Below are 25,743 nucleotides of genomic sequence, written 5' to 3'. Positions count from 1 at the left end.
AATATGGATATGCACACTGTGGTGGTGGGGACGTCCGGGGTGACCGCGTCCGACGTGCTCGCCGTGGCGCGCGACAGCGCGCGGATCGAGCTCTCCCAAGAGGCGGTCGCGGCCCTCGCCGCGGCCCGCGAGATCGTGGACGCGCTGGCGGCCAAGCCCGAGCCCGTCTACGGCGTCTCCACCGGTTTCGGCGCGCTCGCCACCCGGCACATCAGCCAGGAACTCCGCACCCAGCTGCAGCGCAACATCGTCCGCTCGCACGCCGCCGGCATGGGCCCGCGGGTGGAGCGGGAGGTCGTCCGCGCGCTGATGTTCCTGCGGCTGAAGACCGTCTGCTCCGGGCACACCGGTGTGCGGCCCGAGGTCGCGCAGACCATGGCCGACATCCTGAACGCCGGCATCACCCCGGTCGTCCACGAGTACGGCTCGCTCGGCTGCTCCGGCGACCTGGCCCCGCTCTCGCACTGCGCCCTCACCCTGATGGGCGAAGGGGACGCGGAGGGCCCGGACGGCGTCGTACGGCCCGCCGGCGAGCTGCTCGCCGCCCACGGCATCACCCCCGTCGAACTGCGCGAGAAGGAGGGCCTGGCGCTCCTCAACGGCACCGACGGCATGCTCGGCATGCTGGTCATGGCCCTCGCCGACCTGGAGATGCTCTACAAGTCCGCGGACGTCACGGCCGCGCTCAGCCTGGAGGCGCTGCTGGGCACCGACAAGGTCCTCGCCCCCGAGCTGCACGCCATCCGCCCGCACCCGGGGCAGGGCGCCTCGGCCGCCAACATGCTGGCCGTGCTGGCGGGTTCGGAGCTCACCGGCCACCACCAGGACGACGCGCCCCGCGTCCAGGACGCCTACTCGGTGCGCTGCGCCCCGCAGGTGGCCGGCGCCGGCCGCGACACCATGGCCCACGCCCGGCTCGTCGCCGAACGGGAGCTGGCCTCGGCGGTCGACAACCCGGTCGTGCTGCCCGACGGGCGCGTCGAGTCCAACGGCAACTTCCACGGCGCCCCGGTCGCCTACGTCCTGGACTTCCTCGCGATCGCCGTCGCCGACCTCGCCTCCATCGCCGAGCGCCGCACCGACCGGCTGCTCGACAAGAACCGCAGCCACGGCCTCCCGCCGTTCCTCGCGGACGACCCCGGCGTCGACTCCGGTCTGATGATCGCCCAGTACACGCAGGCAGCGCTGGTCAGCGAGCTGAAGCGGCTGGCCGTCCCGGCGTCCGCCGACTCGATCCCGTCCTCCGCCATGCAGGAGGACCATGTGTCGATGGGCTGGTCCGCGGCCCGCAAGCTGCGCACCGCGATCGACAACCTGACGCGCGTCATCGCCGTCGAGCTGTACGCGGCCACGCGCGGCGTGGAGCTGCGCGAGGGGCTGACGCCCGCGCCGGCGACCCGCGCGGTCATCGAGGCCGTGCGCAGGGCGGGCGTCCAGGGCCCCGGCCCGGACCGGTTCCTCGCGCCCGATCTCGCGGCGGCGGACACGTTCGTCCGCGACGGGCGGCTGGTGGAGGCCGTGGAGACGGTCACCGGGCCGCTGCGGTGACATGGGCGGGGCCCTGCCGTAGGGAGCTACGGCAGGGCCCCGGTGTCTTCTCGCCCGTCGTGCGGGCTACTTGAGCTTGGCGACCTGCGCGGTGATGAGGGCCGCCGGGACGTCGCCCATGTCGCCGCCCTTCTCGAACGCGGCGAAGTTCACCGTGTAGAAAGTGGCGAGGATGTTGTCCTTGCGCACCACCTCGGTGTGGAAGGTGGCCGTGCCCGCGCCGTCCATGTCGACGTCCTCGGTGAACGCGAGCGACTCGTCGCCCGTCCCGGAGGCCTTCTCCGCGGCGACCTTGACGACCTTCGTGTTCTCGCTGTCGGCCGAGAGGCCGTAGCCCCCGGCGCAGGCGGTGATGCCGTCGGAGACGGCCTTCATGGCCTTCTCGGCGCCGTCGCCCTCGTAGGAGGACAGGCCCACGAACGTCAGGTCGATGTCGAAGGCGGCCTCGAGGTCCTCGGGCGCTGCGGTGGCCGTCGACGCCTTGTCCTCGCTGACGCTGTTGCTCGCGTTCGCGGTCGTGTCGCCCGGGGGGAGCGCGGCCGTGGCCCAGGCGAGCGGGTCGCAGGCCGGCTTGTCGGTCTTCACCTGGGTCTTGGACTTCGGAAGGGTGTCGTCCCCCGAGTCGACCTTGAAGCCCTTCGCCTCGCCCTGGGCGAGCAGCAGCTTCTCCAGTTCGGCGGAGGTGAGCGCCTTCGCGGCCGGGTCCGACGAGGAGGTGGACGCGGACGCGGAGGACTTGGAGTCCTTGGCGTCGGCGGAGTCCGATCCGTCGTCCCCGCAGCCGGTGAGGAGGGAGAGCGAAAGTGCGCCTATCGCGGCAGTGGCGCACAGCCGCGCCCCCGAGGTTCTCTTCATGAGCGAACTATGAAGAGCCTGTCAAAGAAGAGTCAAATCAATTCAAAAACCCAGACGTTCACGACGAATGGAATACACCACGAAGCCGGCACCCAGGGCGAGAAGCGTGGTCCCGCCGACGACGTAGGGGGTCGTGTCGAAGCTTCCGGTGTCGGCGAGCCGGGTGCCGTCGTCGCTCGTGGTCCGGGCCGCCTGCTCGGCCGTCGCATCGGTCGCTGTGTCGGTCGTCGTATCGGTCGACGTCGTGCGCGTCGTCGTCTCGGTCGTGGTGGTCGACGCGGTCCGCGCCTGGGTCGTGACCTGCGTCGTCGGCTCCGTTCTGGCCGGTGTGTCCTGGGACGCGTTGGCGGACGGGACGAACCACAGGGCACCCAGCAGGGTCCCCGCGGCGGTGGCGGTCAGCAACGGACGGCGAGCGGATGACACGGAATATCTATCCCCTTGTGGCGCTGGCGAATTGGCCGTGTGGCCCGATGCTAATGAAAGGCGCGGGTCGCGGGAAAGTTGCGGGAGCTGTGAGCCGTACGCTCCGGCCATGAGCACTGAAGAGACATCACGTTATGTACGGGTTCGAGTGGAAATTCTTGTCGAAGTTCATGACGAGGACGCCGTCACGAAGGCGGCGCTGCGCAGGCTCGCCGAGGACGCGGAGGTCGCGGACGACGAGCGCGCGCATGCCGAGGGCGCTGTGACGGAAGACACTGCGGAGGCTCTCGCCTATCTCGTCGACCCGTTCGACCTGATCGGAGAGGTGCCCGGGGTGGAACTCCAGCAGGCCTCCTGGTCCAGTGAACGCGTCGACTACGACCCGGATTCGCCGGAGTGGGACCTCGACGACGATGATGTCGACGAGGATGAAGAGGCGGACGGCGACGACGCACGCGGCATCGGCTGAACGTCTTGGGGAATTCGTGACCCCGGACGGCAACCGCCGGCCGGGGTTTCGTCGTCTCAGCAGACGCACGAACCGACACCCGCACCATTCGATACCTGCACCATGAACGCCGCGAACGTGGCGTGCCCCACACCTTCGGAAAACGTGGAACGGGAAGAAGCGGTCGTAGCGTTGAAGATTCTTAACGGGGATCTCGGGGTTTTGTTAACGGCAACGATGGAGAAGCGTGTGATGACGGACAGTAGGCGGCGTCGGGGTCTTGTGGCCGCGTCCGCACTGCTCGGCGGTGTTCTGGTGCTCTCTGCGTGTTCCGGCGGTGACAGCGACGCCTCGGACGGCGGGGGCAGCTCCTCGCAGGCCAAGGCGGACGAGGCGGCGGCCAAGAAGTCCTCCGAGGCCCAGATCAAGATCACACCCGCGGACGGCTCGGACAACGCCTCCATCAACAACTCGGCGGCCGTCACGGTGAGCAAGGGCACGCTCACCCAGGTGACGATGACCACCGGCGAGGGCACAGCCGTCGAGGGGACCCTCTCCGCCGACAAGACCAGCTGGAAGCCGAACGCCCAGTTGGAGCGCTCCACCACCTACAAGGTGGCGGCCAGCGCGACGGACTCGGCGGGCCTCGAGGCCCACGAGAACGCCTCCTTCACCACGGTCTCCCCGGACAACAGCTTCATAGGCAACTTCACGCCGGAGGACGGTTCGACCGTCGGCGTGGGCATGCCCGTGTCGATCAACTTCAACAAGGCGATCACCGACAAGGCCGCCGTCCAGAAGGGCGTCACGGTCACCTCCACCAGTGGCCAGGAGGTCGTCTGCCACTGGTTCTCCACCCAGCGCATGGACTGCCGTCCGGACGACTACTGGAAGGAGAACTCCACCGTCACGCTGAAGCTCGCGCTCGACGGAGTGGAGGGCGCCTCCGGTGTCTTCGGCGTCCAGCAGAAGACCGTCACCTTCAAGATCGGCCGTAACCAGGTCTCCTACGTCGACGCGAAGACCAAGCAGATGAAGGTCACGCACAACGGCGCCACCATCAAGACCATCCCGATCTCCGCCGGCTCGCCCGACAACAAGACGTACGAGGGCAAGATGGTGATGTCGGAGATGTTCAAGGAGACGCGCATGAACGGCGCGACCGTGGGCTTCACCGACGACGACGGCAAGGGCGAGTACGACATCAAGGACGTGCCGCACGCCATCCGCCTCACCAACTCCGGCACCTTCGTGCACGGCAACTACTGGGGCGCGAAGTCCGTCTTCGGCTCGGTGAACACCAGCCACGGCTGTGTGGGCCTGTCCGACACCAAGGGCGCCAACGACACGGGCAGCGCGGGCTACTGGTTCTACACGAACTCGATGGTCGGCGATGTCGTGGTCGTCTCCAACACCGGCGACAAGACGGTGTCGCCGGACAACGGCCTCAACGGCTGGAACATGGACTGGGCGCAGTGGAAGGCGGGTTCGGCCGTCTGAGGCCCGACTCTCCCCGAGTTCGACGATGAGGTGAAGGCGGTCGCCCGCGAGGCGGCCGCCTTCCGCATGTGACGCCTCGCACGGCCCCCTCAGTCGCGGCGTCGGCGCGGCCGGGACCGCCGCTTGCGGGCCCGCCCTTCGGCGCCGTTCCCCGGTTCGCGCCCGGGGGTCCTGACGTTCTCCAGCAGGGACTGGCCCTGCCGGTCGACGGCACGGGTCACGGGCTCCTGGAGAATGCCGAACGCGATGGACCACGCGACGATCTGAGTGGACGTGTCGAGAGCGGTGAGCCCCGGGAAGAACCGGCCGCTGAGCAGGATGATCCCGATGACGGCGGTGAGCGCCCCGACGGGCAGCCGCAGCAGGAGCAGTCCGGTGGCCACCCGGTAGGGACCGGCGGTCCCCCGGACCTCGCGCAGGGAGATCGCCCCGGCGACCGCGGCGCCGAGCAGTCCGCAGAACTCGATGAACCAGACGCCCTGCCAGGACGGTTCGTCCCCGAGCGGGCAGACGGTGGGTTCGGCGTTCGGATCGTCGGCGTTCATCGGGAAGCAGAAGCGTTCTCCGACGTCCTGCGAATCCGTCAGGGCCCACAGGGCGAAGCCGACGGCTATCAGGGCCATGACGGCGGTCGCCGCCGACATGATGGCGATGAAGCTGCGTACCTTGGCCCGCTCCCGTTCCTCGGCCTGGTAGGCGCCGTGCAGTGTCTGCGCGAGCAACTCCCGGTCGCTCTCGGTGACTTGGGCGTCGCGCGGGCGGGAGTACAGTCGCTCCAGTCGCTGCAGACGCACGTCCTTCGGATCGAGATGCAGACGCGCCTGGACGAGGACGGGCAGGAGTTTCCCGTGGAGCGCGGCCGCCGGGACGAGGCGCACGAGCGCGACCTCGGCCTCGTGCATGTTCGCCAGCGCCCGGTCCGTGGCTCTGCCCGAGAAACGCTGCCGGAACCTTCTTCTGACCAGTGCCTCCCGGGCCGCCCGGAGATGGGACTCGGCCTTCTTGACGTACCAGGTGTCGAGTCCGTCGCCGGCGGCGGCATGCCGCTTCAGCCTGTTGAGCTGCCCTTGCAGATCGGCGACATGAGCCGTGGTTCGCTGCGCCCAGGACGAGTTCTGGTGGACGGCGATGTCGCCGTCGCCGTCCGGAGTGTCGGGGGGTGGAGTTCTGGCTGCCATCGATCGCTCCCGGCGCCGGCAGAACACCCCTGTCCCCATTGTCGATCCGGTGCGCGGATCGAGCAACCGTACGGGTCCGGGTGGGGGGCGTGGCGTGGGCCGGTGGGCTCTGTAGGCGTCCCCTGCTGACAGGTGCGTGCGGGCTGGTTCCTGGTTCTCGGACAGCCTTCTCATGCTTCTCTTATTTGCGCCTTATCCAGTCATCACGCGCCGTACCTAGCTTTCGGCCATGTTCTTCACCTACCTGAGGCGCGAGCTGCGCCGCCGCAGAAAAGCGGCCCTCGTCGTCGCCTCCGGCCTCGCGCTGGGCATCGCGCTGGTCATCGTGGTCACCTCCGTGTCCTCCGGCATGGGGAAGGCTCAGGACAAGGTCCTGGAGTCCCTGTACGGCCTGGGTACGGACATGACGGTCACCAAGGCCGCCACGCCCACCGCGAACGCCTCGGACCGTCCGCGCTTCCAGTTCGACGCGCAGGACCAGGACTCCGACGCGGAGCAGAGCACCGACCGCGTCATGGTGCAGGGCTTCCAGACCCTGTCGACGGCGACCGTCACCAAGGTCGGCAAGCAGAGCGGCGTCTCGGACGCGGTCGGCGGGCTGAGCCTGCAAGTCCTCAAGGTCAGCGGCCAGTTCACCCGCGGACAGTTCCAGCAGCAGGACGGCGGCACCACCGGCGGCGGCAACGGCGGCCAGCAGGGCGGCGGCAACGGCGGCGGTGGCGGCCAGCCGCAGGGTGAGGTGCAGGGCGGCGGCGCCAACTTCGACGTCAACAGCTACTCCGTCTACGGCACCGACGTCACCCAGCCCGCGCTCGGCCCGCTGACCTCCTCGACGATCACCGGCGGCCGTACCTTCAAGACCTCGGAGACCAGCGGCAAGGTCGCGGTCCTCGACTCGGCGTACGCCAAGGAGAAGTCCCTCAAGGTCGGCTCCACGCTCACCATCAGCAGCACCAAGTTCTCGGTGATCGGCATCGCCACGGCCGACAGCGGCGACGCCGCCGCCAACGTCTACATCCCGCTGACCCAGGCTCAGACCCTCAGCGACTCGAAGGACAAGGTCACCACGATCTACGTCCAGGCGACCGACTCCAAGAAGATCGACAGCGTCAAGTCGACGATCCAGAAGAACGTCTCGGGTACGACGGTGACGACCTCCGCCGACCTCGCGGACACCGTCTCCGGCTCCCTCTCCACGGCGTCCTCGCTCGCCTCCAACGTCGGCAAGTGGCTGTCCATCGCGGTGCTGCTCGCCGCGTTCCTGGTCGCCGGTCTGCTCACCTCCTCGGCGGTCTCCCGCCGGGTCCGCGAGTTCGGCACGCTGAAGGCGCTGGGCTGGAAGTCCGGCCGGGTCACCCGGCAGGTCGTCGGCGAGGCCATGGTCAACGGTCTGCTGGGCGGCGCCCTGGGCATCGGCCTCGGCCTGGCGGGCGCGTACGCCGTGACCGCCGTCAGCCCCACGCTGCAGGCCCAGTTGGGCGGCGGGGGCGGTGGCGGCGGCCAGGGCGGTCCCGGCGGGGGCGGCGGCTTCGGCGGCGGTCCCGGTCGCCAGGCGGCGGCCAAGACCCTCGACGTCGCGCTGACCGCTCCGGTGAGCGTCACGACGGTGGCCGTCGCGGTGGGTCTCGCCGTGGCCGGCGGTCTGATCGCGGGGGCGTTCGGCGGCTGGCGGGCGTCGAGGCTGCGTCCGGCGGACGCGCTGCGCCGCGTCGAGTAGCAGCCAAACCCACCTACGAGCTCCAGGAGTTGTTGTCCCCATGTACGAACTCAGAGGCGTCACCAAGCGCTACACCCGGGGCAAGGACACGGTCCACGCCCTCGACGGCGTCGACCTGACCATCCCGGACGGCGACCGGCTCGTCATCCAGGGCCCCACCGGCGGCGGCAAGTCCACGCTGCTGCAGATGATCGGCGCGCTCGACCGGCCCAGCGAGGGCGAGATCGTCCTGGACGGCGTCGACCTGGCGAAGCTCTCCGAGGCCAGGCTGACGAAGGTGCGCAGCGAGAACATCGGCTTCGTCTTCCAGTCCTTCAACCTCATCCCGACGCTCAACGCGCAGGAGAACGTGGAGACGGCCCTCGTGCCGCTCGGCGTGAAGGTCAAGGAACGCCGTGAACGGGCCGCCGAGGCGCTGAAGTCCGTGGGCCTGGGAGAACGCCTCGGACATCTGCCGTCCGAGATGTCCGGCGGCCAGCAGCAGCGCGTCGCCATCGCCCGCGCGCTGGTGAAGCAGCCGAAGGTGCTGCTCGCCGACGAGCCCACCGGCAACCTCGACGAGGGCATGCGCGACGAGATCATGGACGTGCTGCACACCATGTGGAAGGAGCACGGGCTGACCTTCATCATGGTCACCCACGACTCCTCGATCGCGAAGAAGGCCCCTCGCGTGGCGACGATCCGCAAGGGCAAGATCACGGTGAAGGAGAACGCCGCTTCATCCTGACGTGGTAACCCTCAGGTTTGACGTACTTCTGGCGTATTGAGGCGTCCGATGACCCCCCGTCATACTTCTGTATGTTCCGGGGGGTTTGCGCATGAAGCGTGTCTTGAAGCATGTCCAGAAGCATGTTCTGAAACATGTCCGGTTGTCGGTCGTCTTCGTAGTGCTGCTGGTCGCGGGTTCGGTCGGCCCGGCCGCAGCTGAGTCCACAACAGGGTCCGATGTCAGAGGAGTCGAGCGGCAGCACCTCACCCTCATCACCGGCGACCGGGTCACGGTCGACGGCAGTGGGCGGGTCGTCGGTCTGTCGCGGGCGGCGGGGCGCTCCCACATCCCCGTGCAGATCCGCAGGTGGGCCGGGCACACCCTCGTCGTCCCGGCGGACGCCGCCGTCCTGGTCGCGGCGGGCAGGCTGGACCGCCGGCTGTTCGACACCGCCGAGCTGGCCAGGTCGTCCGGGAACGGCACGGCGGCGAACGGCACGGCGCTGAAGGTCATCGTCGGCTACCAGGGCGCCGCCACGGCCGCCAAGGCCGACGTCCGGGACGCGGGCACCCTGCGCCGCACCCTGAAGTCCCTGAACGCGGACGCCGTGCAGACCCCGCAGCAGGACACCCCCGAGCTGTGGGACGCGGTGACCGAGGGCGACGAAACGGCCGCCGGCGTCGCGCACGTGTGGCTCGACGGGGTGCGCAGGGCGAGCCTCGACAGGTCGGTCCCGCAGATCGGCGCCCCCAAGGCGTGGGCGGCCGGCTACGACGGGAAGGGGGTGCGGATAGCGGTGCTGGACACCGGCATCGACACCGCGCATCCCGACCTGAAGGACCAGGTGGTCGCGGAGCGGAACTTCTCCGCCGCCGCCGACGCGAAGGACCGCTTCGGCCACGGCACGCACGTGGCGTCGACGGCGGCCGGCACCGGCGCGAGGTCCGCCGGCAAGTACAAGGGCGTCGCCCCGGGAGCCAAGCTCCTCAACGCCAAGGTGCTGGACGACGAGGGGATGGGCGAGGACTCCTCGATCATCGCCGGCATGGACTGGGCGGCCGAGCAGGGCGCCGACATCGTGAACCTCAGCCTCGGCGGGCCGGACACCCCGGGAGTCGACCCGATGGAGGCGGAGGTGAACAAGCTGTCCGCCGAGAAGGGCATCCTCTTCACCATCGCGGCGGGCAACTCCGGTCCGGAGACGGTCGGTTCGCCCGGCACCGCCGACGCGGCCCTGACGGTCGGCGCGGTCGACGGCAAGGACCGGCTCGCGGAGTTCTCCAGCACCGGCCCGCGCGTCGGCGACGGCGCGATCAAGCCCGACGTCACCGCGCCCGGCGTGGACATCACGGCCGCCTCCGCGCACGGCAGCTTCCTCGCGCGGGAGGCGGGCGAGAAACCGGCGGGCCACCTCACCCTGTCCGGTACGTCGATGGCGACCCCGCATGTGGCGGGCGCGGCGGCGATCCTGAAGCAGCAGCACCCGGGGTGGACGTACGCGGAGCTGAAGGGCGCGCTCGTCGGCTCGGCCAAGGCCGGCAGCGGCAGCGGCGGCGCCAGGTCCACGCCGTTCGAGCAGGGTTCGGGCCGGATCCGCGTCGACCAGGCGATCCGGCAGACGGTCGTCGCCGACCCGGTGTCGCTGAGCTTCGGCGTCCAGCCGTGGCCGCACCAGGACGACCGGCCGCTGACGAAGCAGCTGACGTACCGCAACCTGGGGCCGAAGGCCGTCACCCTGAAGCTGACGGTCACCGCGACCGACCCCAAGGGCCGCCCGGCGCCGACAGGTTTCTACAAACTGGCCGCGAGGACGGTGACGGTCCCGGCGGCCGGAACGGCGACCGTGGGCGTGACCGTCGACACCCGGCTGGGCGGAACGCTGGACGGCGCGTACTCGGCGTATGTGACGGCGACGGGCGGGGGCCAGTCCGTCCGAACGGCCGCCGCCGTGCAGCGTGAGGTGCAGTCGTACGACGTGACGCTGAAGCACATCGGCCGTGACGGCGGCCCCGCACCCGGCTACGACACGGCCCTGCTCGGCTACACGGGCCTGGCGACGGACCGCGTGTACCAGGCCCCGGCGGCGGCCTCCGGCACGACGACCCTGCGCCTGCCCAAGGGCACATACCTGCTGGACGCATGGATCGCCGCCGACCTGGTCGACTTCGAGGGAGGCGTGGACTGGCTGGTCCAGCCGAAGCTGAACGTCACCCGGGACACGACGGTGACGATCGACGCGAGGCGGACGAAGGCGGCCGACATCACGGTCCCGGACCCGTCGGCGAAGTCGCTCTCGGCCACGATCTCCTACCTCCACGCCCCGGCGGGCGTCGGCGTCGGCCTGAGCCTGGGCTCCTTCGCCGACCTGCGCATGGCCCACCTGGGCCCGCGGACGACCGGGCTGACGCAGACCTGGAGCGGCCAGTGGGCGAAGGGCGCAACGGCGGAGTACGACGTGGCGACGACGGCGAAGGCGCCCACCGTCCAGGGCGCGAAGGTCCGTCACTTCAGGGCGGCCGAACTGGCGAGGACGCAGAACACCCTGGGCGCGTCGGCGCCCGGCAGGACGGGCGGCCTCACGGTCTGGGGCAGTTTCCCCGAGGACCTGGTCCTGGGCCTGCCGGTGGCCCAGCCGCTGCCGGGCACACGCACGCTGTATCTGTCCACCTCCGACCGGATCCGGTGGAGCGTCGACTTCGAGCAGTACGGCGACGCGAAGGACGAGGACGGCCTGCCGATCGCCGAGGTGTACTACACACAGGGCGACCCAAGGACGTTGCAGCCGGGCCGCAGCTACCGGAACACCTTCAACAGGGCGGTGATCGGCCCCCACCTGGAGACCGACTACGGCCTGTTCCGCGAGGCCGACACCCTCTACGGCTTCCTCCCCCTGTTCGCCGACTCGTCCGGCCATGTGGGCTCGTCCGCGTTCACGGAGGTGGAGACCACCCTCTACCGCAACGGCGCAAAGCTCGGCACGAACAAGGACCCCCTGTTCGGGGACGAGTCGTTCAAGGTGCCGGCGGGAGACGCGCGCTACACCCTGACGACGTCGGTGCGCCGAAGCGCGGCGGTGGCGACGGCGACGAGCTCGGTGACGGCGAGCTGGACCTTCCGCTCGAAGCGCCCGACGGGCGACGAGGTGGCCGTCCTCCCCGCCTCGACGGTCCGCTTCGGCGCGGTGACGGACCCGGACAGCCGTGTCGAGGCGGGCCGCAAGGCCTTGGTGCCGATCACGGTGGAGGGCGCGGCCAGGGGCACGAACCTGCGCTCCCTGGCGGTGTGGGTGTCGTACGACCACGGCACGACCTGGCTGAAGACCCCGGTGGTCGCCGGCCGCATCACGGTGCTGAACCCGGCGGTCGGCCGGTCGATCTCCTTCCGCGCGGAGGTCGCCGACCGGAAGGGGAACACGGCTTCGGTGGCGGTGTACGACGCGTACTACGGCAGGTAGGCGACCGGTTCGCTGAGCGCTGAGCGAACGCCCGCCGGAAGGGAAGCCTCCGGCGGGCGGTTCGTGCTTGCGTGACCCCATGACGGGATCTGAGACCACACCCACCCCATCCACCACAGTCGAGTACATCCGCTATCGCATCCCTGACGAGAGGTCGGCGGAGTTCCTCGCCGCGTACACCCGGGCCGCGCGTCGGCTCGCGGCCTCGCCGCACTGCGTCGACTACGAACTCGCCCGCTGCGAAGAGGACTTCGAGCACTTCATCCTGCGGATCACCTGGACCTCGACCGAGGACCACCTCAAGGGCTTCCGGACCTCGGAGCTGTTCCCGCCCTTCCTCGCGGAGATCCGCCCGTACATCGGGGACATCGACGAGATGCGCCACTACAAGGCCACGTCGGTGCGCGGGACGGGCTCCGCCGTGCCCACGCTGTACGCGTGGGCGGGCGGCGCGGAGGCCTTCGCCCGGCTGACGGAGGCCTTCTACACGAAGGTGCTCCAGGACGACCTCCTCGCGCCGGTCTTCGCCGGTCTCGCTCCCGAGCACGCCGAGCACGTCGCCCTCTGGCTCGCGGAGGTCTTCGGCGGACCGGACAGCTATTCGGCGACCCAGGGCGGCCACAGTCACATGGTCGCCAAGCACTTCGGCCGGGACATCACCGAGCCGCAGCGCCGCCGCTGGGTGAACCTGATCCAGGACGCCGCCGACGAGGCCGGTCTGCCGACCGACGCCGAGTTCCGGTCCGCGTTCCTCGCCTACGTGGAGTGGGGCACCCGGCTCGCCGTCCACTTCTCCGGCCCCGAGGCCAAGCCCCCGGCCGAGCAGCCGGTGCCGAAGTGGGGCTGGGGCGCGGCCCCGCCGTACCAGGGCTAGCCCGTCGGGCGGCGGCGCGGGGACCCGGTCAGGCGGACGGGGTCGGGGACTCCGCGCCCGCCCGCCGCGCGTCCGCGCCCCAGCTGGCCAGCAGCCGCAACGCCTCCGCCGAGGGCGAGCCCGGCTCCGCGTGGTAGGTCACCAGCGACTGGTCACCGTCGTCCGCCAGCTTGAACCCCTCGAAGTTCAGAAAGAGTTCGCCGACCAGGGGATGCCGCAGGCGCTTCACCCCGTGGCTCTTCTCCTTGACGTCATGGGTCGCCCACAGCCGTCGGAAGTCCTCGCTCTTCACCGACAACTCGCCCACCAGCGCCGAAAGCCGCGGGTCGTCCGGATAGCAGCCGGCGTCCATGCGCAGGTGGCACACGATGTCGATCGCCTTCTGCTCCCAGTCCACGAAGAGGTCCCGGTAGTCGGGGCGCAGGAACACCAGCCGCGCCCAGTTGCGCTCCGCCGGCGGCAGCTCCGCCCAGTCGCCGAAGACCGCCGCCGCCATCCGGTTCCACGCCAGGATCTCCGTGCGCCGCCCGCCGACGTACGCGGGCACCGAGTCCATCGTGTCCAGCAGCTGCCGCAGCGCCGGCCGCACCTGCTGGGGCCGGGCCGTCTGCTTCTTCTTGTGCTTCGGCTTCGCCAGGTGGGTGAGATGCGCGTGCTCGGCGTCCGTCAGCCGCAGCGCGCGGGCGATGGAGTCCAGCACCTCCGCCGACACGTTCCGCCCGTTGCCCTGCTCCAGGCGCGTGTAGTACGCCACCGACACCCCGGCGAGCTGCGCCAGCTCCTCGCGCCGCAGCCCCGGCACCCTGCGGTGCCGTCCGAAGTCGGGCAGGCCCACGTCCTCGGGCTTCAGCCGGGCCCGCCTGGTGCGCAGGAACTCGCTGAGCTCGGCGCGCCGGTCCAGGGAGGCGCCGGCGGGTTCGGGGCGATCGTCCATGCCGTCCAGTATTCCCGGTCGTACGTACAGCAGCCTGACCCCGCCAGTGGTAGGCACAGCGGACGTACGCAGAAGCGTGACCTGGGTGAATCCCCTGGGCTGGGGCAGGCTGGACGCCGTACCCGGCCGGAAGGCAGGCCGGGACGACGAACCCCCCGCTAGGAGAACCCGGCATGACCACTGTTGCCGCGTACGCCGTACCCGCCGCCAAGGCTCCGCTGGAGCGCACGACGATCGAACGCCGCGCGGTGCGTGAGTTCGACGTCCTGATCGACATCAAGTTCGCCGGCATCTGCCACTCCGACATCCACCAGGCCCGCGAGGGCTGGGGCGAGGCGATCTTCCCGATGGTCCCCGGTCACGAGATCGCGGGCATCGTCTCCGAGGTCGGCCCCGGCGTCACCAGGTTCCGGGTCGGCGACCGGGTGGGCGTCGGCTGTCTCGTCGACTCCTGCCGGGAGTGCGAGAGCTGCAAGGCCGGTGAGGAGCAGTACTGCACCGGCGGCAACGTCGGCACCTACAACGCGGTCGGCAAGGACGGCGAGCCCACCTACGGCGGCTACGCCGAGAAGGTCGTCGTCGACGAGAACTTCGTCGTCGGCATCCCCGAGGGCATCGCCCTCGACGAGGCCGCGCCGCTGCTCTGCGCCGGCATCACCCTGTACTCCCCGCTCAAGCACTGGAACGCCGGCCCCGGCAAGAAGGTCGCGATCGTCGGTCTGGGCGGCCTCGGCCACATGGGCGTCAAGATCGCCCACGCGCTCGGCGCCGAGGTCACCGTCCTCTCCCAGTCGCTGCGCAAGCAGGAGGACGGCCTCAAGCTGGGCGCCGACCACTACTACGCCACCAGCGACCCGAAGACCTTCAAGGAGCTGGCCGGCACCTTCGACCTGATCGTCTCCACGGTCTCGGCCCCGCTCGAGTTCAGCGCGTACCTCTCCCTGCTCAAGCGGGACGGCGCCCTGGTGAACGTCGGCGCCCCCGAGGAGCCGATCTCCCTCAACCTCTTCTCCGTGATCGGTGGCCGCAAGACCCTCGCCGGCTCCATGATCGGCGGTATCGCCGAGACCCAGGAGATGCTGGACTTCTGCGCCGCGCACGGGTTCGGCGCGGAGATCGAGCTGATCCGCGCCGACGAGATCAACGAGGCGTACGAGCGGGTGCTCGCCAGCGACGTCCGCTACCGGTTCGTGATCGACACGTCGACGATCTGACCACCACCTGGATTCCCGGGCCCTCGGCGTGCGCGCCGGGGGCCCGGCCTCGTCGCGAGGCGGCGCACGGGCTCAGCCCAGGCAGTCGACCGGCCCGCCCGCCGGCTGGTACAGCGTCCAGACGATCACACCCTGGAGGACGAGGAGCAGCAGCGCCGCCGGCAGCGCCATCCCCGCCATCTGCACCGGCCCGCGCGGGCGCAGCGGCTGCAGCAGCCGCCGCCCCGCCAGCGCCGCGGCGGCGAGGGTCGCGAGGAGTCCGGCGTAGGCGGTCGCGTACATCGGCCAGGTGCTCGCCATGACGTGGCAGGCGGCCGACTCGGCCTCGGCGCGCGCGTTCTCGGCCACGCTGAACCCGTACGCCGCGAACACACCGAGGACGAGCAGGGCGACGGACGCGTACGCGATCCCCCACCCCTCGCTCCTCCTGCCGTCGGTGGCGGAGGCGGTCGCGTCGGCGGTGACGTCCGTGAGCGTGTCGGTACCCATGCCCCTCAAGAGGGCCGTCGAGCACCCCTCGGTTCCCGTCCCAGCAGCCACAGCAGATACGGCCCGCCGACCAGCGCGGTCAGCGCGCCGACCGGGATCTCCAGCGGCGGCAGCAGCATCCGGGCGGCCAGGTCCGCGCCGACCAGGACGACCGAACCCGTCAACGCGCTCGTCACCAACGGGAGTTGGGGCGTACGGGTGAGGCGGCGGGCCAGTTGGGGCGCGGTGAGCGCGACGAAGCCGATCGGGCCCGCCGCGCCCGTGGCGGTCGCCGCGAGGACGACGCCGAGGACCGTCAGACCGAGCCGCGCCCGGTCCACCCGAACGCCGAGCGCGGCCGCAGTGTCCGTGTCGAAGCCGAGCGGACGGACGGCCCGGCTCGCCCACACCAGCGCGGGCAGCGAGAGCAGCAGGACGGCGGCGAGCGGCCCCGCCTGCTCCCAGCCGCGGCCGTTGAGGCTGCCGGTGAGCCAGAGCTTGACCTGCTCGGCCGCCTCCAGCTCGCTGTCGGCGAGGTAGAGCTGGACGATCGCGGAGAGGGCGACGCCGATGCCGACGCCGGTGAGCACGAAGCGGCTCGGCTGCATCCCACGGCGCCAGGCGAGGGCGTAGACGAGGGCCGCGGCCGCGAGACCGCCCACGACGGACACGGCCGGCATCGCACCGGGCGAGGAGACGGCGCCGGTGGCGAGGGCGAGGACGGTCGCGGCGGCCGCGCCATGGCCCACACCGATCACATCCGGGCTGGCCAGCGGGTTGCGGGTGACCGTCTGCACGAGCGCCCCGGACAGCCCGAGGGCGGCGCCGACGAGGGCGCCGAGGGCGATACGGGGGACCCGCAGCTCGCCCACGATCAGGTCGTGGGGGCCGGCTTCGCCGCGCAGGGTGCGGTAGACCTCGTCCGGCGGGACGTAGGTCTGCCCGAAACAGGCGGAGGCGAGCATGACGCAGGCGAGGAGCAGCAGAAGTGCGGTGGCGGCGCAGGCGGCCCGGCGGTGGAGGAGGACCGAGATCCGGGGGTGGGGGCGCAGGACCGCGACGTCCCTGGGGCGAGCGACCGTGATGTCCTTCTGTGGGCTCACGGGGCGGGTGACCGTGACGTCCTTCTGTGGGCTCACGTCGCCACTCCCTTCCGCCGCACCAGCACCACCAGCACCGGCACCCCCACCAGCGCCGTCATCACCCCGGCCGGTACCTCCGCGGGAGCCCGTACCACCCGCCCGGCCACATCCGCGAGCAGCAGCAGCGCGGCGCCCAGCAGTGCCGACAGCGGCAGCACCAGCCGATGCGCGGCGCCCCGCGTGACCCGGCGGGCGAGGTGGGGAACGGCCAGGCCCACGAAGGCGATCGGCCCCGCGGCGGCCACCGCGGACGCGGTCAGCAGGGTCGCCCCGAGCGCCGCGCACACCCGTACCGTGTGCACCCGGTGCCCCAGCGCCCGGGCCGTCTCGTCACCGAGGGCCAGCGCGTCCAGCCCCCGCGCGCACGCCAGCACCAGCAGCGCGCCCGCCCCGAGGAACGGCAGCATCCGTACGACGGTGTCGGCGTCGCGTCCGCTCAGCGCGCCCACCTGCCAGAACCGGAACTGGTCGAGGGTCGCCGAACTCGACGTCAGGACGACGGTCGTGCCGCCCGCGGTCATCGCGGACAGGGCGGTGCCGGCCAGCGCCAGCTTCACGGGCGAGGCCCCGCCCCGGCCCCGGACGGCGATCCCGTACACCAGACACGCGGCGCCGACGGCGCCGACGAAGGCGTACCAGACGTACCCCGAGAAGCCGTTCGCGAGGCCGAGGGAGATGGCGAGGACGACCCCGGCCGCGGCGCCCTGACTGAGGCCGAGGATGCCGGGATCGGCGAGCGGATTGCGGGTGACCGCCTGCAGGGCCGCCCCCGCGAGACCGAGCGCGGCCCCCGCCGTCAGCCCGATCTCGGTCCGCGGCAGCCGCAGCGACCGCACGACGAGGGCGTCCGGTGAGCTCCCGCCGTCCAGCAGGGCGTCGAGCACGGCGGACGGCGGCACGGCCCGGGCGCCGACGGCGAGGCTGAGCACGGCCGCGACGGCCACCAGCAGGGCGGCCGCCGGCCAGGCGAGGTGTTTCACTCGGGGCTCACTGGGCTTTCACTTGGTCAGGCGGTCGGCAAGCTCGGTGACGACCAGACGCGCGGCCGTCGGACCCGCGTTCAGGTACCAGGGGTCGTCGTCGACCTTGACGGCCTGCCCGGACTTCACCGCGCCCATCCCCTTCCACAGCGGCCCGGCGACGATGCTCGCGGCGTCCGTCTTGCTCGCGTCGCCCTGGACCGAGTAGAAGATCCAGTCACCGTCCGCCGTGTCGATCTTCTCGGCGCTGATGTCCTGCGAAATGGCGTTGAACTGCTGCGACTTGGGGCGGGAGAGCCCCATGTCCACGGCGATCGACCCGGTGAAGGACGACACGCCGAACATGCGCGTGCGGTCCGGGGTGAACCGCAGCATGGACACGGTCGGGTCGCCCTCGACCGCGTCGCCCTTCGTCCGGGCGTCGCCGACGATGCCGTCGAGCAGCTTCTGCGCGGCCTGTCCCTTGCCGATCGCCTCGCCGACGAGCAGCAGGTCCCGCTTCCAGTTGATGCCCTGCCCGGCCGTGACGACGGTCGGCGCGATCTTCGACAGCTTGGGGTAGAGGTCGCCGAGGGAGTCGTTGACCAGGATCAGGTCCGGCTTCGCGGCCGCCAGGGACTCCAGGTTGGGGGCCTGACGGGTGCCCGCGTCGGTCATCGCGGCGAGCTTCGCCTTGACTTGCGGGAAGGCGTCCGTCAGATAGTCCGGGACGAGACCGGCGTTGTCGGCACGGGTCGAGGCGGTCGGGACGACGCCGAGGCTGAGCAGGTCGTCGAGCTGTCCCGTGCTGAGCACGGCGATCTTCTTCGGCTCCGTCTTGACGGTCGTGCTGCCCTGGAAGTGCTTGACCGTGCGCGGGAACGTTCCGTCCGCGTCGGTGTCCGCGCCCATGCCGTCGGCGAGGGCGCTCGGAGCGGCGGAGGGTCCTTCGGAGGCCCCGGCGACGAGGTTCTTCTCGCCGTCGGCCTTCGCGCCGGAGGACTTGGCATCGTTGTCGGATGCGGACGAACAGCCGGCCAGCAGCCCTCCGACCACGACGGAGACCACGGAGACTTTCCACTTCAACGTACGCACAACCACTGCTTCCGGTCATCCACTAAGGCGAGCCTTACCTTAACCGGTGCCGGACTGCGGTGATGACGGGGGTCGGGGTCGGGTCGGGGTCGGGCGACCGAGGCCCGACCCCTCGAACGCACCCTCAGCCGTCCGCCTGGAGACCCTTGAGACCGTCGTACGCGGCCATCACCATCTCCATTCCCCGCTGGTCGGCAGCGGGTTCGCGCATCTGGTTCGTCGCGTACGCGACCGTCATCCGCGTCTCGGGGTCGATCACGACCAGCGCGCCGCCCCAGCCGCCCCACCCGTAGGTGCTGCCGAAGCGCCCGTAGCCCAGGCCCCAGCTGACCGGCATGCCCAGGACGCGGTCCTCGCCGCTGAACTGCTCCTCCCACGCGCGCTCACAACCCGCCCGCGACAGCAGCCGCACCCCGCGCACCGAACCTCCGCAGGCCATCACCGACTGGACGAGGGCCACCGAGCGGGCATTGCCGAATCCGCTCGCCGCGGGGATCTGCGCCCGGCGCCAGGCCACGCTGTTGCCGTCGCGGACCCGCAGCACGGTTCCGGCGGCCGGGGCGGCGGCGCCGGGCGCGCTCGCGGCGTAGTCCTCGTCGTGGGACGGCGGCGGGATCGTCGCCGCCACCCGGTGGTCGTGCTCGGCCGGCAACCCCATCCGGAAGTCCGCGCCCAGCGGTCCGGCGATCTCGTCGGCGAAGAACTCCCCGGGGCTCCGGCCGGTGATCCGGCGCACCACCTCGCCCACGAGGAACCCCTGGGTGAGCGAGTGATACCCGACCGCGGTGCCCGGCTCCCACTGCGGCGCCGTCGCGGCCAGTCGTGCCGTCGCGGCGGACCAGTCGTAGACCTCCGCCACCGGCCCCTCCCAGTCGGGCAGGCCCGCGGTGTGCGAGAGCAGATGCCGTACCAGCACCCCCTCCTTGCCCGCCGCGGCGAACTCCGGCCAGTACCGGGCGACCGGCGCGTCCGGATCGAGCTCCCCACGGTCGGCCAGCACCAGCGCGCACAGGGCCGTCATCGTCTTGGTGACGGAGAAGACGTTGACGATGGTGTCCCGCTGCCACGGGACCGTGCGCTCCGCGTCGGCGAATCCGCCCCAGACGTCCACCACCGGCTCGCCGTCCACGAAGACGGCCACCGAGCCGCCGGCGTCCCCGCCGTCCAGCAGTGCGGCGAGGGCGGTGGGCACCGCGGTGAAGAGTTCGTCGTACGAGCCCTGAATGTCAGCCGGGTGAGCCGTGTCAGCCATGTCTGCCATGTCTGCCATCTAGCCTGCGTCGGGCCGCCCACGGCAACCGCATTTACCCTCCGGTCACTTGACCTGCGGGGATATCCCGAACGGGCTACTTCCGACGAGTGGATATGCGAGACGGTGATTGCTGGATAGAGTCGTCTCGTTACAGCTGGTTGCGGGGACAACCAAAGCGTCGCGCCTTCGGCTGCCCCCGTCCGGGGGAGGACCTGCCGCACATGAGTCGTCGCTCTACTGGTTTCGTCGGCGTCTGGGCCGAGATGCAGCGGCAGCAGCAACGCCAGCTGGAAGCCGAAGCCAGACGGCGGCGACAGCACGAACAGGAAACGCGGGCCTACCAGCGGCGAGCCGCCCAGAGCCACCGCGAGTACCGGCAGGCAGAGGCGCTACGGCGCACGGAGGAACTGGACGCGCAGGTGGCGTCGCTGCAAGGCCTGCTTGCCTCGGGTTGCCGGGCTCCGGCCTTCAGGGCCGCCTCGCTCATGCGACCCGAGGAAGTCCAGCCCTTCGCTCCAGGACCGTTGGCGCAGCCGGTGCCCATGCCCGATTTCAGCCACTACCAGCCCCAGAGCGGCTGGACCGCCGGCCGCAGGGCCCAGGCGCAGTCCGAAGCACGAGCGCGCTTCGAGCACGACTGGCAGGCCGCCCAGGCCGCGGAGGCCCAGCGACAGCGACAACTGGCGTCGTACCAGCGGGAGTACCAGCAGTGGGTCGACGCTCAGCTCGCTGAGGTACGACGGCACAACGCCGGCGTCGTGGCGATAACCGAAGGCGTGCGGCGCCAGGACCCCGATTCCGTGATCGAGTACTTCTCCGCCGCCCTCTACGCCTCGACGGCATGGCCGGAGGGTTTCCCACGTCAGGTGGCGGCCGCCTACGACCCGGCGGCACGGCAGCTGGTGCTGGACTGGGAGTTGCCCGCCTACGGCATCGTGCCGGAGGCCAAGGCCGTCCGGTACATGCACGGGGTCGACCAGGACAAGGAGACTCCCCGCCCCGTGGGCCGGCGCCGCGCTCTCTACCGGGAGGTTCTGGCCCAGTGCATGCTGCTTGTCCTGCACGAGCTGTTCGGCGCAGATGAGCTGGGTGCGCTCGAGTCGGTGACATTGAACGGCTTCGTCGACGGGCATGACCCCACGACGGGCCGACCGGGCCAGATGTTCCTCGCCACCGTCATGGCCTCGCGCTCTTCGTTCCGTGACCTGCACCTGGCACAGGTCGACGCAGGCAGTTGCCTGGCCGACGCGCTGCGCGGGCAGCTCTCGGCTCGGCCGGACCAACTCACACCCGTGCGGCCGAGCAGGCGGCCGCAGGATGTCGGGAACCGCGTCGTCGCCCACGGCAGCGACGAGGAACCGGACCTGTACGCCATGGACCCGATCGCCTTCGAGAATCTCGTCGCCGATCTCTTCCGTGCCATGGGGATGCAGGCGGTGACCACCCAGCGCTCCAACGACGGCGGGGTGGACGTCGACGCGCTGGATCCGACGCCGATCCGAGGCGGCACGATCGTCGTGCAGGTGAAGCGCTACCGCAACACGGTGCCGCCCACCGCCGTGCGCGACTTGTACGGAACCGTTCAGGACGCCGGCGCCAACAAGGGCGTCCTCGTGACGACATCAGGCTTCGGCCCCGGCTCGCACACCTTCGCCAACGGCAAGCCACTGGAACTCATCTCGGGCCCTGAACTCGTCGACCTGCTGCATCGCCATGGACTGCGCGGGCGGTTGGGCGACGCAGGACGCCAAGTCCCGGCCCGGCCGACGCCCTCCGTGCCGAGCACCCGGCTGCCCGACGACTACAACGTCCTGGGCATGTCGTGGACCGGAAGCGTCGCCTTGGACGTGTGCGCTCTCGTCTGCCGTGGCAACCGCGTCCTCAGCGACGATCACTTCGTCTTCTTCAACAACCCGCAGACGCCGGACGGCTCAGTGCGTGCCCTTCCCGCCACCGCGCCTGACAAGGCCGCGATCTGTGTCTCCTTCGACGGACTGCCCGAAGAGGCGGACCGGTTCGTCCTCGTGGCGGCCATCGACCCAGAGGTCGACCCGGACGCCGACCTCTCCGGTTTCACGGACGCCTGCATCCGCCTGCTCGATCCGGCCCTCGCCGAGCTGGGCCGGCTCGAAGTCTCCGACGGCCGACCGGGCGAGACCGCCTTGGTGCTCGGCTCCTTCCGCCGGAGGCCGAACGGGGACTGGGACTTCGTCCTGGGCGGCAAGGGCTACCCGGGCGGCCTGGAGGACCTCGTTCAGGATTTCGGCATCGAGGTGGAGTAGCGCCGGCCGGAGTCCGTCGGCCGCAGCTGTGTCCGGAAGGCCGTCGGGACGGCGGTCGGGACGGCTGTCGGGACGGCTGTTGTGCCACGGGACGCGAGATGCGCACGTTGTCGCCTACGCTCGAAGGGAACAGGTTTCCCCTGGACCGTGCGGAACGGTCACGGAGGTGACAGCCATGCGTGCCTCGCTGTTACAGCTGTCCGTGGACTCGTCGGACTCCGCCGACGAGCGCCGTCACAGGGCGGCTTCCCTGGTCCGCAGCCGGGCGGGCGACGATCTCGTGGTCCTGCCGGAGCTGTGGACGGGCGGCGCCTGGGCCTACGACCGCTGGGGACGCGATGCCGAAGGGGTCGACGGCCCCACCGCCGAGATCATGTCCGCCGCCGCCCGTCAGGCCGGGACGTGGCTCCACGCCGGATCGATCATCGAGCGGGACGGGGACGGGACCCTGTACAACACCGCACTCCTCTTCGACCGGGAGGGCGAGCTGCGCGGCAGCTATCGCAAGATCCATCGATACGGCTTCGACACCGGTGAGGCGACCATGATGGGCGGCGGCGACGACATCGTCACCGTGCCCACCGACTTCGGTGTGATCGGCCTCGCCATCTGCTACGACCTCCGCTTCCCCGAACTCTTCCGGGGCCTGCTCGACGCGGGCGCGGAGCTGATCGTGGTGCCTGCGGCCTGGCCCGCGGCCCGCCTCGGCCACTGGCAGCTCCTTACCCGCACGAGGGCCCTGGAGGAGCAGGTCTTCCTCCTGGCCTGTTGCGCGGCAGGCACCCACGGCGGCATGCAGCAGGCCGGCCACAGCATGATCATCGACCCCTGGGGAACCGTCCTGGGCGCGGCCGGCGCCGCAGCGGAGACGGTGACGGTGGACCTCGACATGGCCGAAGTCACCCGCATCCGCACCGAGCTTCCCGTACTCCGCGATCGAGTCCTCGCCATCGGGGCCCCTGAACGGCGGTGAATGCGGCATCGGGGCCCCTGAACAGCGGTGAATGCGGCGGGCGGGGCGGGCAGACCGGGTCGCCGCCGCTGACGAGGGCGTGGATCTCCGGATGCCCCGTCTCCATTGATCCGGCCCGGCAGCGGATCTGCGGGAGGGGCGTCGCCGGGAATAGCCTGGAGAAGAACGAAACCGGGACAGAACGGACCATGTGAAGAAGAGGTGGAGCCATGTCCTGGAATCTGAACGGCACATATCTGGAGAGCTGCAACTGCGACGTGGTGTGCCCCTGCACCACCTCCGGCCTCACCGCACCGGCCGACCACGAGCGCTGCCAGGTGACCTTGGCGTTCCACGTGGACAGCGGGAGCGTGGACGGCGTGGACGTCTCCGACCGCAGCGTCGCCGTCTTCATCGACGCGCCCCGGGTGATGGCCGACGGCGGCTGGCAGGTGGCGCTGTACCTCGACGCTTCGGCCGACGACGGCCAGGCGGAGGCGCTGGGCAAGGTCTTCTCCGGCCAGGCCGGCGGGCCGATGGCGGCGCTCACCCCGCTCATCGGCGAGGTCCTCGGCATGGAGCGCGCTCCCATCGACTACCGCGACGACGGCCGCCGCCACGCCGCGCGGGTGGGCGACGCCATCGACATCGAGATCGAGGACCAGGTCGCCCCCCAGTACGGCGAGGACGGTCCGGTCATGGGCCTGACCGGCATGTTCCACCCGGCGAACAGCACGCTGACCATCGCCCGGTCCACCCGGGCGACGGGCGACGGCGTGTACGGCCGATCCTGGGACTTCTCCGGCGGCAACGGACACTCCGCGCCCTTCACGTGGTCCGCGTGACCGGTCGGCTGGTCACCGTCCGCCGCAGGGCGGGCCCCGCCGGACTGCTGTTGGTCGCGGCGGCCGCCGCCTGGGTCTGGGTGGTGACACGCTGGGACGGCACGCAGGCGATGCCGGGCACCATGGGCCTGGGCCTGCCCGCTTTCCTGGCCGTGTGGACGCTGATGATGGCTGCGATGATGCTGCCCGCCACGGCACCCGTCGCCGCGCTGTACGCACGCACCATCACCGTGCACCGGGTGCCGCGCATGGTCGTTTTCACCGTCGCCTACCTGCTCGTCTGGGCAGCGGCCGGGCTGCTGGCGTACGGGCTGGCCGTCGGCCTGGGCCGTGCGGCGAGCCTCCCCGCCGCGACGGGGACGGCAGTCGCCGCGGCCGTTTTCGCGATCAGCGGTGTCTACCAGCTCACGCCCCTCAAAGACCGCTGCCTGGCGAGGTGCCGCTCGCCGATCTGGCTGATGCTGCGCTACGCCTCGTACTCGGGGCCCTCGCGCGATCTGCGTGTGGGAGCCCACCACGGGGCCTTCTGCCTGGGCTGCTGTTGGTCGCTGATGGTGCTGCTCGCGGCGTTCGGCGTGATGAACCTGTGGGCCATGGTGGTCCTGACCGCCGTGATCACCGCTGAGAAGCTGGCTCCGGCCGGCCCTCTGGTGGCCCGTGTCGTGGGGATCTCCTCGATCGCCCTGGCCGTCGCCGTCTTCTGGTTCCCGGCGCTGGCTCCGGGCCTCACCGGTGGCGGTATGGCCAGGATGTGAGGGCGGGCAGGTGCCCGCGCGAAATCACCCGCCGCGCGTTCTCCGTCACCGTCTACGCTCTCCATACAGCCCCCGCTCATCGAGATCCGAGTAGATCCATGCGGTGCGGCACTCGGGCTCCGAGAAGCATTCAGCCTCCCCGGCGTAAATCGCCACCCATGAGTCGCTTCCGCGCCACCAGGTGTCCGCCAGCCCCATGACCTCCGTCACGGGCTCGAAGCCGTCCAGGGGGATGGCATCGACCTCAGCGCCGGTCACCCTGGTGATCCGCTTCGCCCGCGTGGACACACAGTGGGCCAGCGCGACGGACTCCACCCACCCCTCGACGGACCGGTGCAGGGGCGTCCAGCGATCGCCGTGGATGCCGAACTCGCCCCCCCCGGGCCGATCAAGAACGAATACGGGAGCGCTGTCCGCTGGGGCCCGGCAGCGAACCACCACCCTTCAGCCGACGAACCTTCCGGAAGATCGGAATCCAGATACCTGGGTCCGCCGTCGTAGTGCGGAGCGGGCGGCAGGACGAGTCCACCCCAACGTTCCTGATACGACGCCACGCGGTCGATCTCCGAGGAGGGGATCCCGATTGCGAGCCACCGCTCCCTGAGCCCGCTGACGGGCGGCACGTCGACCCGACGCTATCTGTTGTGCATCGGCGCGAGCGTCGCACAGCAGGCGTCTGCGGTGTGCGCTCCGAATCTCACCCGGACCGACGTCAGGCATCAGGCGCGTAGTAGGCGGCGTACAAGGCTGAGTGCCCTGCGGCGGAGAAATCCTCGAAGTCGCCGGCCGCCTCACAGCGGAGCAGTCGTTGCAGTGCCGCTTCGGCTTCGGGACGGCGCTGGTTCGCCAGATACGCCTTGGTCCTGGCCAGTCCGCTTCCGCACAGCAACTGGATGTCGATCGAGCAGTCGGCGTCCATGCTTGCGGACTTGGCCTGCCAGATGAGCAGCACGTCTTCGAGGACCGCGGCGTTGAACAGCTGTACGCAGCACAGCTTCATGAGCTCCGTGTCGCCGTCTCCCTGCGCACACTTCTCCAGCCGGGTCTGCGCGGTGAGCAGACCTCGTACTTCGTCGAGGTCCGCCCCGGCAGGGTGCAGACCGTACCGGTGCAGGCTCTCGTCCTCGTCCATCGCC

The 25,743-nt window shown here is 70.8% G+C and carries 22 protein-coding genes; 12 read left to right on the top strand and 10 right to left on the bottom strand.

What is annotated here, in order from left to right; all coding sequences use genetic code 11:
* The first annotated feature begins 9 nt into the window (after positions 1-9).
* On the top strand, positions 10-1,548 hold the full coding sequence (gene hutH, locus ACWD4O_RS04815; protein ID WP_451277744.1) for a histidine ammonia-lyase: 1,539 nt from the start codon (positions 10-12) through the stop codon (positions 1,546-1,548).
* 66 nt (positions 1,549-1,614) lie between these two features.
* On the opposite strand, the gene ACWD4O_RS04810 is transcribed toward hutH, so the two are convergent.
* Both ACWD4O_RS04810 and ACWD4O_RS04805 read right to left on the bottom strand, forming a co-directional pair.
* Positions 1,615-2,403 (bottom strand): hypothetical protein, encoded by a 789-nt coding sequence (locus ACWD4O_RS04810; RefSeq protein WP_451277422.1) that lies wholly within the window; start codon positions 2,401-2,403, stop codon positions 1,615-1,617.
* Positions 2,404-2,445: 42 nt separating this feature from the next.
* Complete coding sequence (locus ACWD4O_RS04805; protein WP_451277420.1) at positions 2,446-2,829, bottom strand: LPXTG cell wall anchor domain-containing protein; 384 nt, start codon at positions 2,827-2,829, stop codon at positions 2,446-2,448.
* Between the two features lie 109 nt (positions 2,830-2,938).
* Here ACWD4O_RS04805 and ACWD4O_RS04800 point away from each other — a divergent pair, with 109 nt between their 5' ends.
* Positions 2,939-3,298 (top strand): hypothetical protein, encoded by a 360-nt coding sequence (locus tag ACWD4O_RS04800; protein WP_450948110.1) that lies wholly within the window; start codon positions 2,939-2,941, stop codon positions 3,296-3,298.
* A gap of 216 nt (positions 3,299-3,514) precedes the next feature.
* Entirely contained in the window at positions 3,515-4,777 is a 1,263-nt protein-coding gene (locus ACWD4O_RS04795; protein WP_451277418.1) for a L,D-transpeptidase, read from the top strand.
* A gap of 89 nt (positions 4,778-4,866) precedes the next feature.
* On the opposite strand, the gene ACWD4O_RS04790 is transcribed toward ACWD4O_RS04795, so the two are convergent.
* The gene (locus ACWD4O_RS04790) at positions 4,867-5,955 is read right to left on the bottom strand and encodes a hypothetical protein (RefSeq protein WP_451277416.1); all 1,089 of its coding nucleotides are present in this window, start codon (positions 5,953-5,955) and stop codon (positions 4,867-4,869) included.
* Between the two features lie 229 nt (positions 5,956-6,184).
* Between ACWD4O_RS04790 and ACWD4O_RS04785 the strand changes: the two genes are divergently transcribed.
* The 4 genes from ACWD4O_RS04785 to ACWD4O_RS04770 all read left to right on the top strand — a co-directional run bounded on the left by ACWD4O_RS04785 (position 6,185) and on the right by ACWD4O_RS04770 (position 12,709).
* A complete protein-coding gene (locus tag ACWD4O_RS04785; RefSeq protein WP_451277414.1) occupies positions 6,185-7,672 on the top strand; it encodes an ABC transporter permease in 1,488 nt (495 codons plus the stop codon).
* Between the two features lie 40 nt (positions 7,673-7,712).
* Positions 7,713-8,399: an ABC transporter ATP-binding protein gene (locus ACWD4O_RS04780; protein ID WP_351910168.1), complete on the top strand. Its 687-nt coding sequence runs from the start codon at positions 7,713-7,715 to the stop codon at positions 8,397-8,399.
* A gap of 91 nt (positions 8,400-8,490) precedes the next feature.
* On the top strand, positions 8,491-11,835 hold the full coding sequence (locus tag ACWD4O_RS04775) for a S8 family serine peptidase (protein WP_451277411.1): 3,345 nt from the start codon (positions 8,491-8,493) through the stop codon (positions 11,833-11,835).
* Positions 11,836-11,914: 79 nt separating this feature from the next.
* A complete protein-coding gene (locus tag ACWD4O_RS04770; RefSeq protein WP_451277409.1) occupies positions 11,915-12,709 on the top strand; it encodes a globin domain-containing protein in 795 nt (264 codons plus the stop codon).
* Positions 12,710-12,737: 28 nt separating this feature from the next.
* Here ACWD4O_RS04770 and ACWD4O_RS04765 read toward each other — a convergent pair whose 3' ends face one another.
* Positions 12,738-13,643 (bottom strand): helix-turn-helix domain-containing protein, encoded by a 906-nt coding sequence (locus tag ACWD4O_RS04765; RefSeq protein WP_451277407.1) that lies wholly within the window; start codon positions 13,641-13,643, stop codon positions 12,738-12,740.
* 173 nt (positions 13,644-13,816) lie between these two features.
* Here ACWD4O_RS04765 and ACWD4O_RS04760 point away from each other — a divergent pair, with 173 nt between their 5' ends.
* Positions 13,817-14,857, top strand: a complete 1,041-nt coding sequence (locus ACWD4O_RS04760) for an NAD(P)-dependent alcohol dehydrogenase (protein WP_451277405.1) — start codon at positions 13,817-13,819, stop codon at positions 14,855-14,857.
* Between the two features lie 72 nt (positions 14,858-14,929).
* Here the strand turns inward: ACWD4O_RS04760 and ACWD4O_RS04755 are convergent, their stop codons facing one another.
* From ACWD4O_RS04755 to ACWD4O_RS04735, 5 genes are all read right to left on the bottom strand, one after another.
* Positions 14,930-15,346, bottom strand: coding sequence for a hypothetical protein (locus tag ACWD4O_RS04755; RefSeq protein WP_451277403.1), 417 nt, complete (start codon positions 15,344-15,346; stop codon positions 14,930-14,932).
* A 5-nt stretch (positions 15,347-15,351) separates the two neighbouring features.
* Positions 15,352-16,428, bottom strand: a complete 1,077-nt coding sequence (locus tag ACWD4O_RS04750; protein ID WP_451277741.1) for a FecCD family ABC transporter permease — start codon at positions 16,426-16,428, stop codon at positions 15,352-15,354.
* Positions 16,429-16,460: 32 nt separating this feature from the next.
* Complete coding sequence (locus ACWD4O_RS04745; RefSeq protein ID WP_451277401.1) at positions 16,461-17,447, bottom strand: FecCD family ABC transporter permease; 987 nt, start codon at positions 17,445-17,447, stop codon at positions 16,461-16,463.
* 18 nt (positions 17,448-17,465) lie between these two features.
* Positions 17,466-18,494 carry an ABC transporter substrate-binding protein gene (locus ACWD4O_RS04740; protein ID WP_451277399.1) on the bottom strand — a complete coding sequence of 343 codons (1,029 nt, stop codon included), beginning with the start codon at positions 18,492-18,494 and terminating at the stop codon, positions 17,466-17,468.
* Positions 18,495-18,645: 151 nt separating this feature from the next.
* Positions 18,646-19,782 carry a serine hydrolase domain-containing protein gene (locus ACWD4O_RS04735; RefSeq protein WP_451277397.1) on the bottom strand — a complete coding sequence of 379 codons (1,137 nt, stop codon included), beginning with the start codon at positions 19,780-19,782 and terminating at the stop codon, positions 18,646-18,648.
* Positions 19,783-19,994: 212 nt separating this feature from the next.
* Between ACWD4O_RS04735 and ACWD4O_RS04730 the strand changes: the two genes are divergently transcribed.
* The 4 genes from ACWD4O_RS04730 to ACWD4O_RS04715 all read left to right on the top strand — a co-directional run bounded on the left by ACWD4O_RS04730 (position 19,995) and on the right by ACWD4O_RS04715 (position 24,607).
* Positions 19,995-22,055: a restriction endonuclease gene (locus tag ACWD4O_RS04730; protein ID WP_451277395.1), complete on the top strand. Its 2,061-nt coding sequence runs from the start codon at positions 19,995-19,997 to the stop codon at positions 22,053-22,055.
* A gap of 175 nt (positions 22,056-22,230) precedes the next feature.
* The gene (locus ACWD4O_RS04725; RefSeq protein ID WP_451277393.1) at positions 22,231-23,028 is read left to right on the top strand and encodes a carbon-nitrogen family hydrolase; all 798 of its coding nucleotides are present in this window, start codon (positions 22,231-22,233) and stop codon (positions 23,026-23,028) included.
* A 209-nt stretch (positions 23,029-23,237) separates the two neighbouring features.
* A complete protein-coding gene (locus tag ACWD4O_RS04720; protein ID WP_451277391.1) occupies positions 23,238-23,852 on the top strand; it encodes a DUF1326 domain-containing protein in 615 nt (204 codons plus the stop codon).
* Positions 23,849-24,607 (top strand): DUF2182 domain-containing protein, encoded by a 759-nt coding sequence (locus ACWD4O_RS04715; protein ID WP_451277389.1) that lies wholly within the window; start codon positions 23,849-23,851, stop codon positions 24,605-24,607. The genes ACWD4O_RS04720 and ACWD4O_RS04715 overlap by 4 nt, the downstream gene beginning before the upstream one ends.
* Positions 24,608-25,319: 712 nt before the next feature.
* Here ACWD4O_RS04715 and ACWD4O_RS04710 read toward each other — a convergent pair.
* Positions 25,320-25,739 carry a hypothetical protein gene (locus tag ACWD4O_RS04710; RefSeq protein WP_451277387.1) on the bottom strand — a complete coding sequence of 140 codons (420 nt, stop codon included), beginning with the start codon at positions 25,737-25,739 and terminating at the stop codon, positions 25,320-25,322.
* Positions 25,740-25,743: the final 4 nt, after the last annotated feature.

It is taken from the genome of Streptomyces sp. NPDC002623 (assembly GCF_053592635.1).
This window is presented reverse-complemented; position numbering and strand designations above follow the sequence as displayed.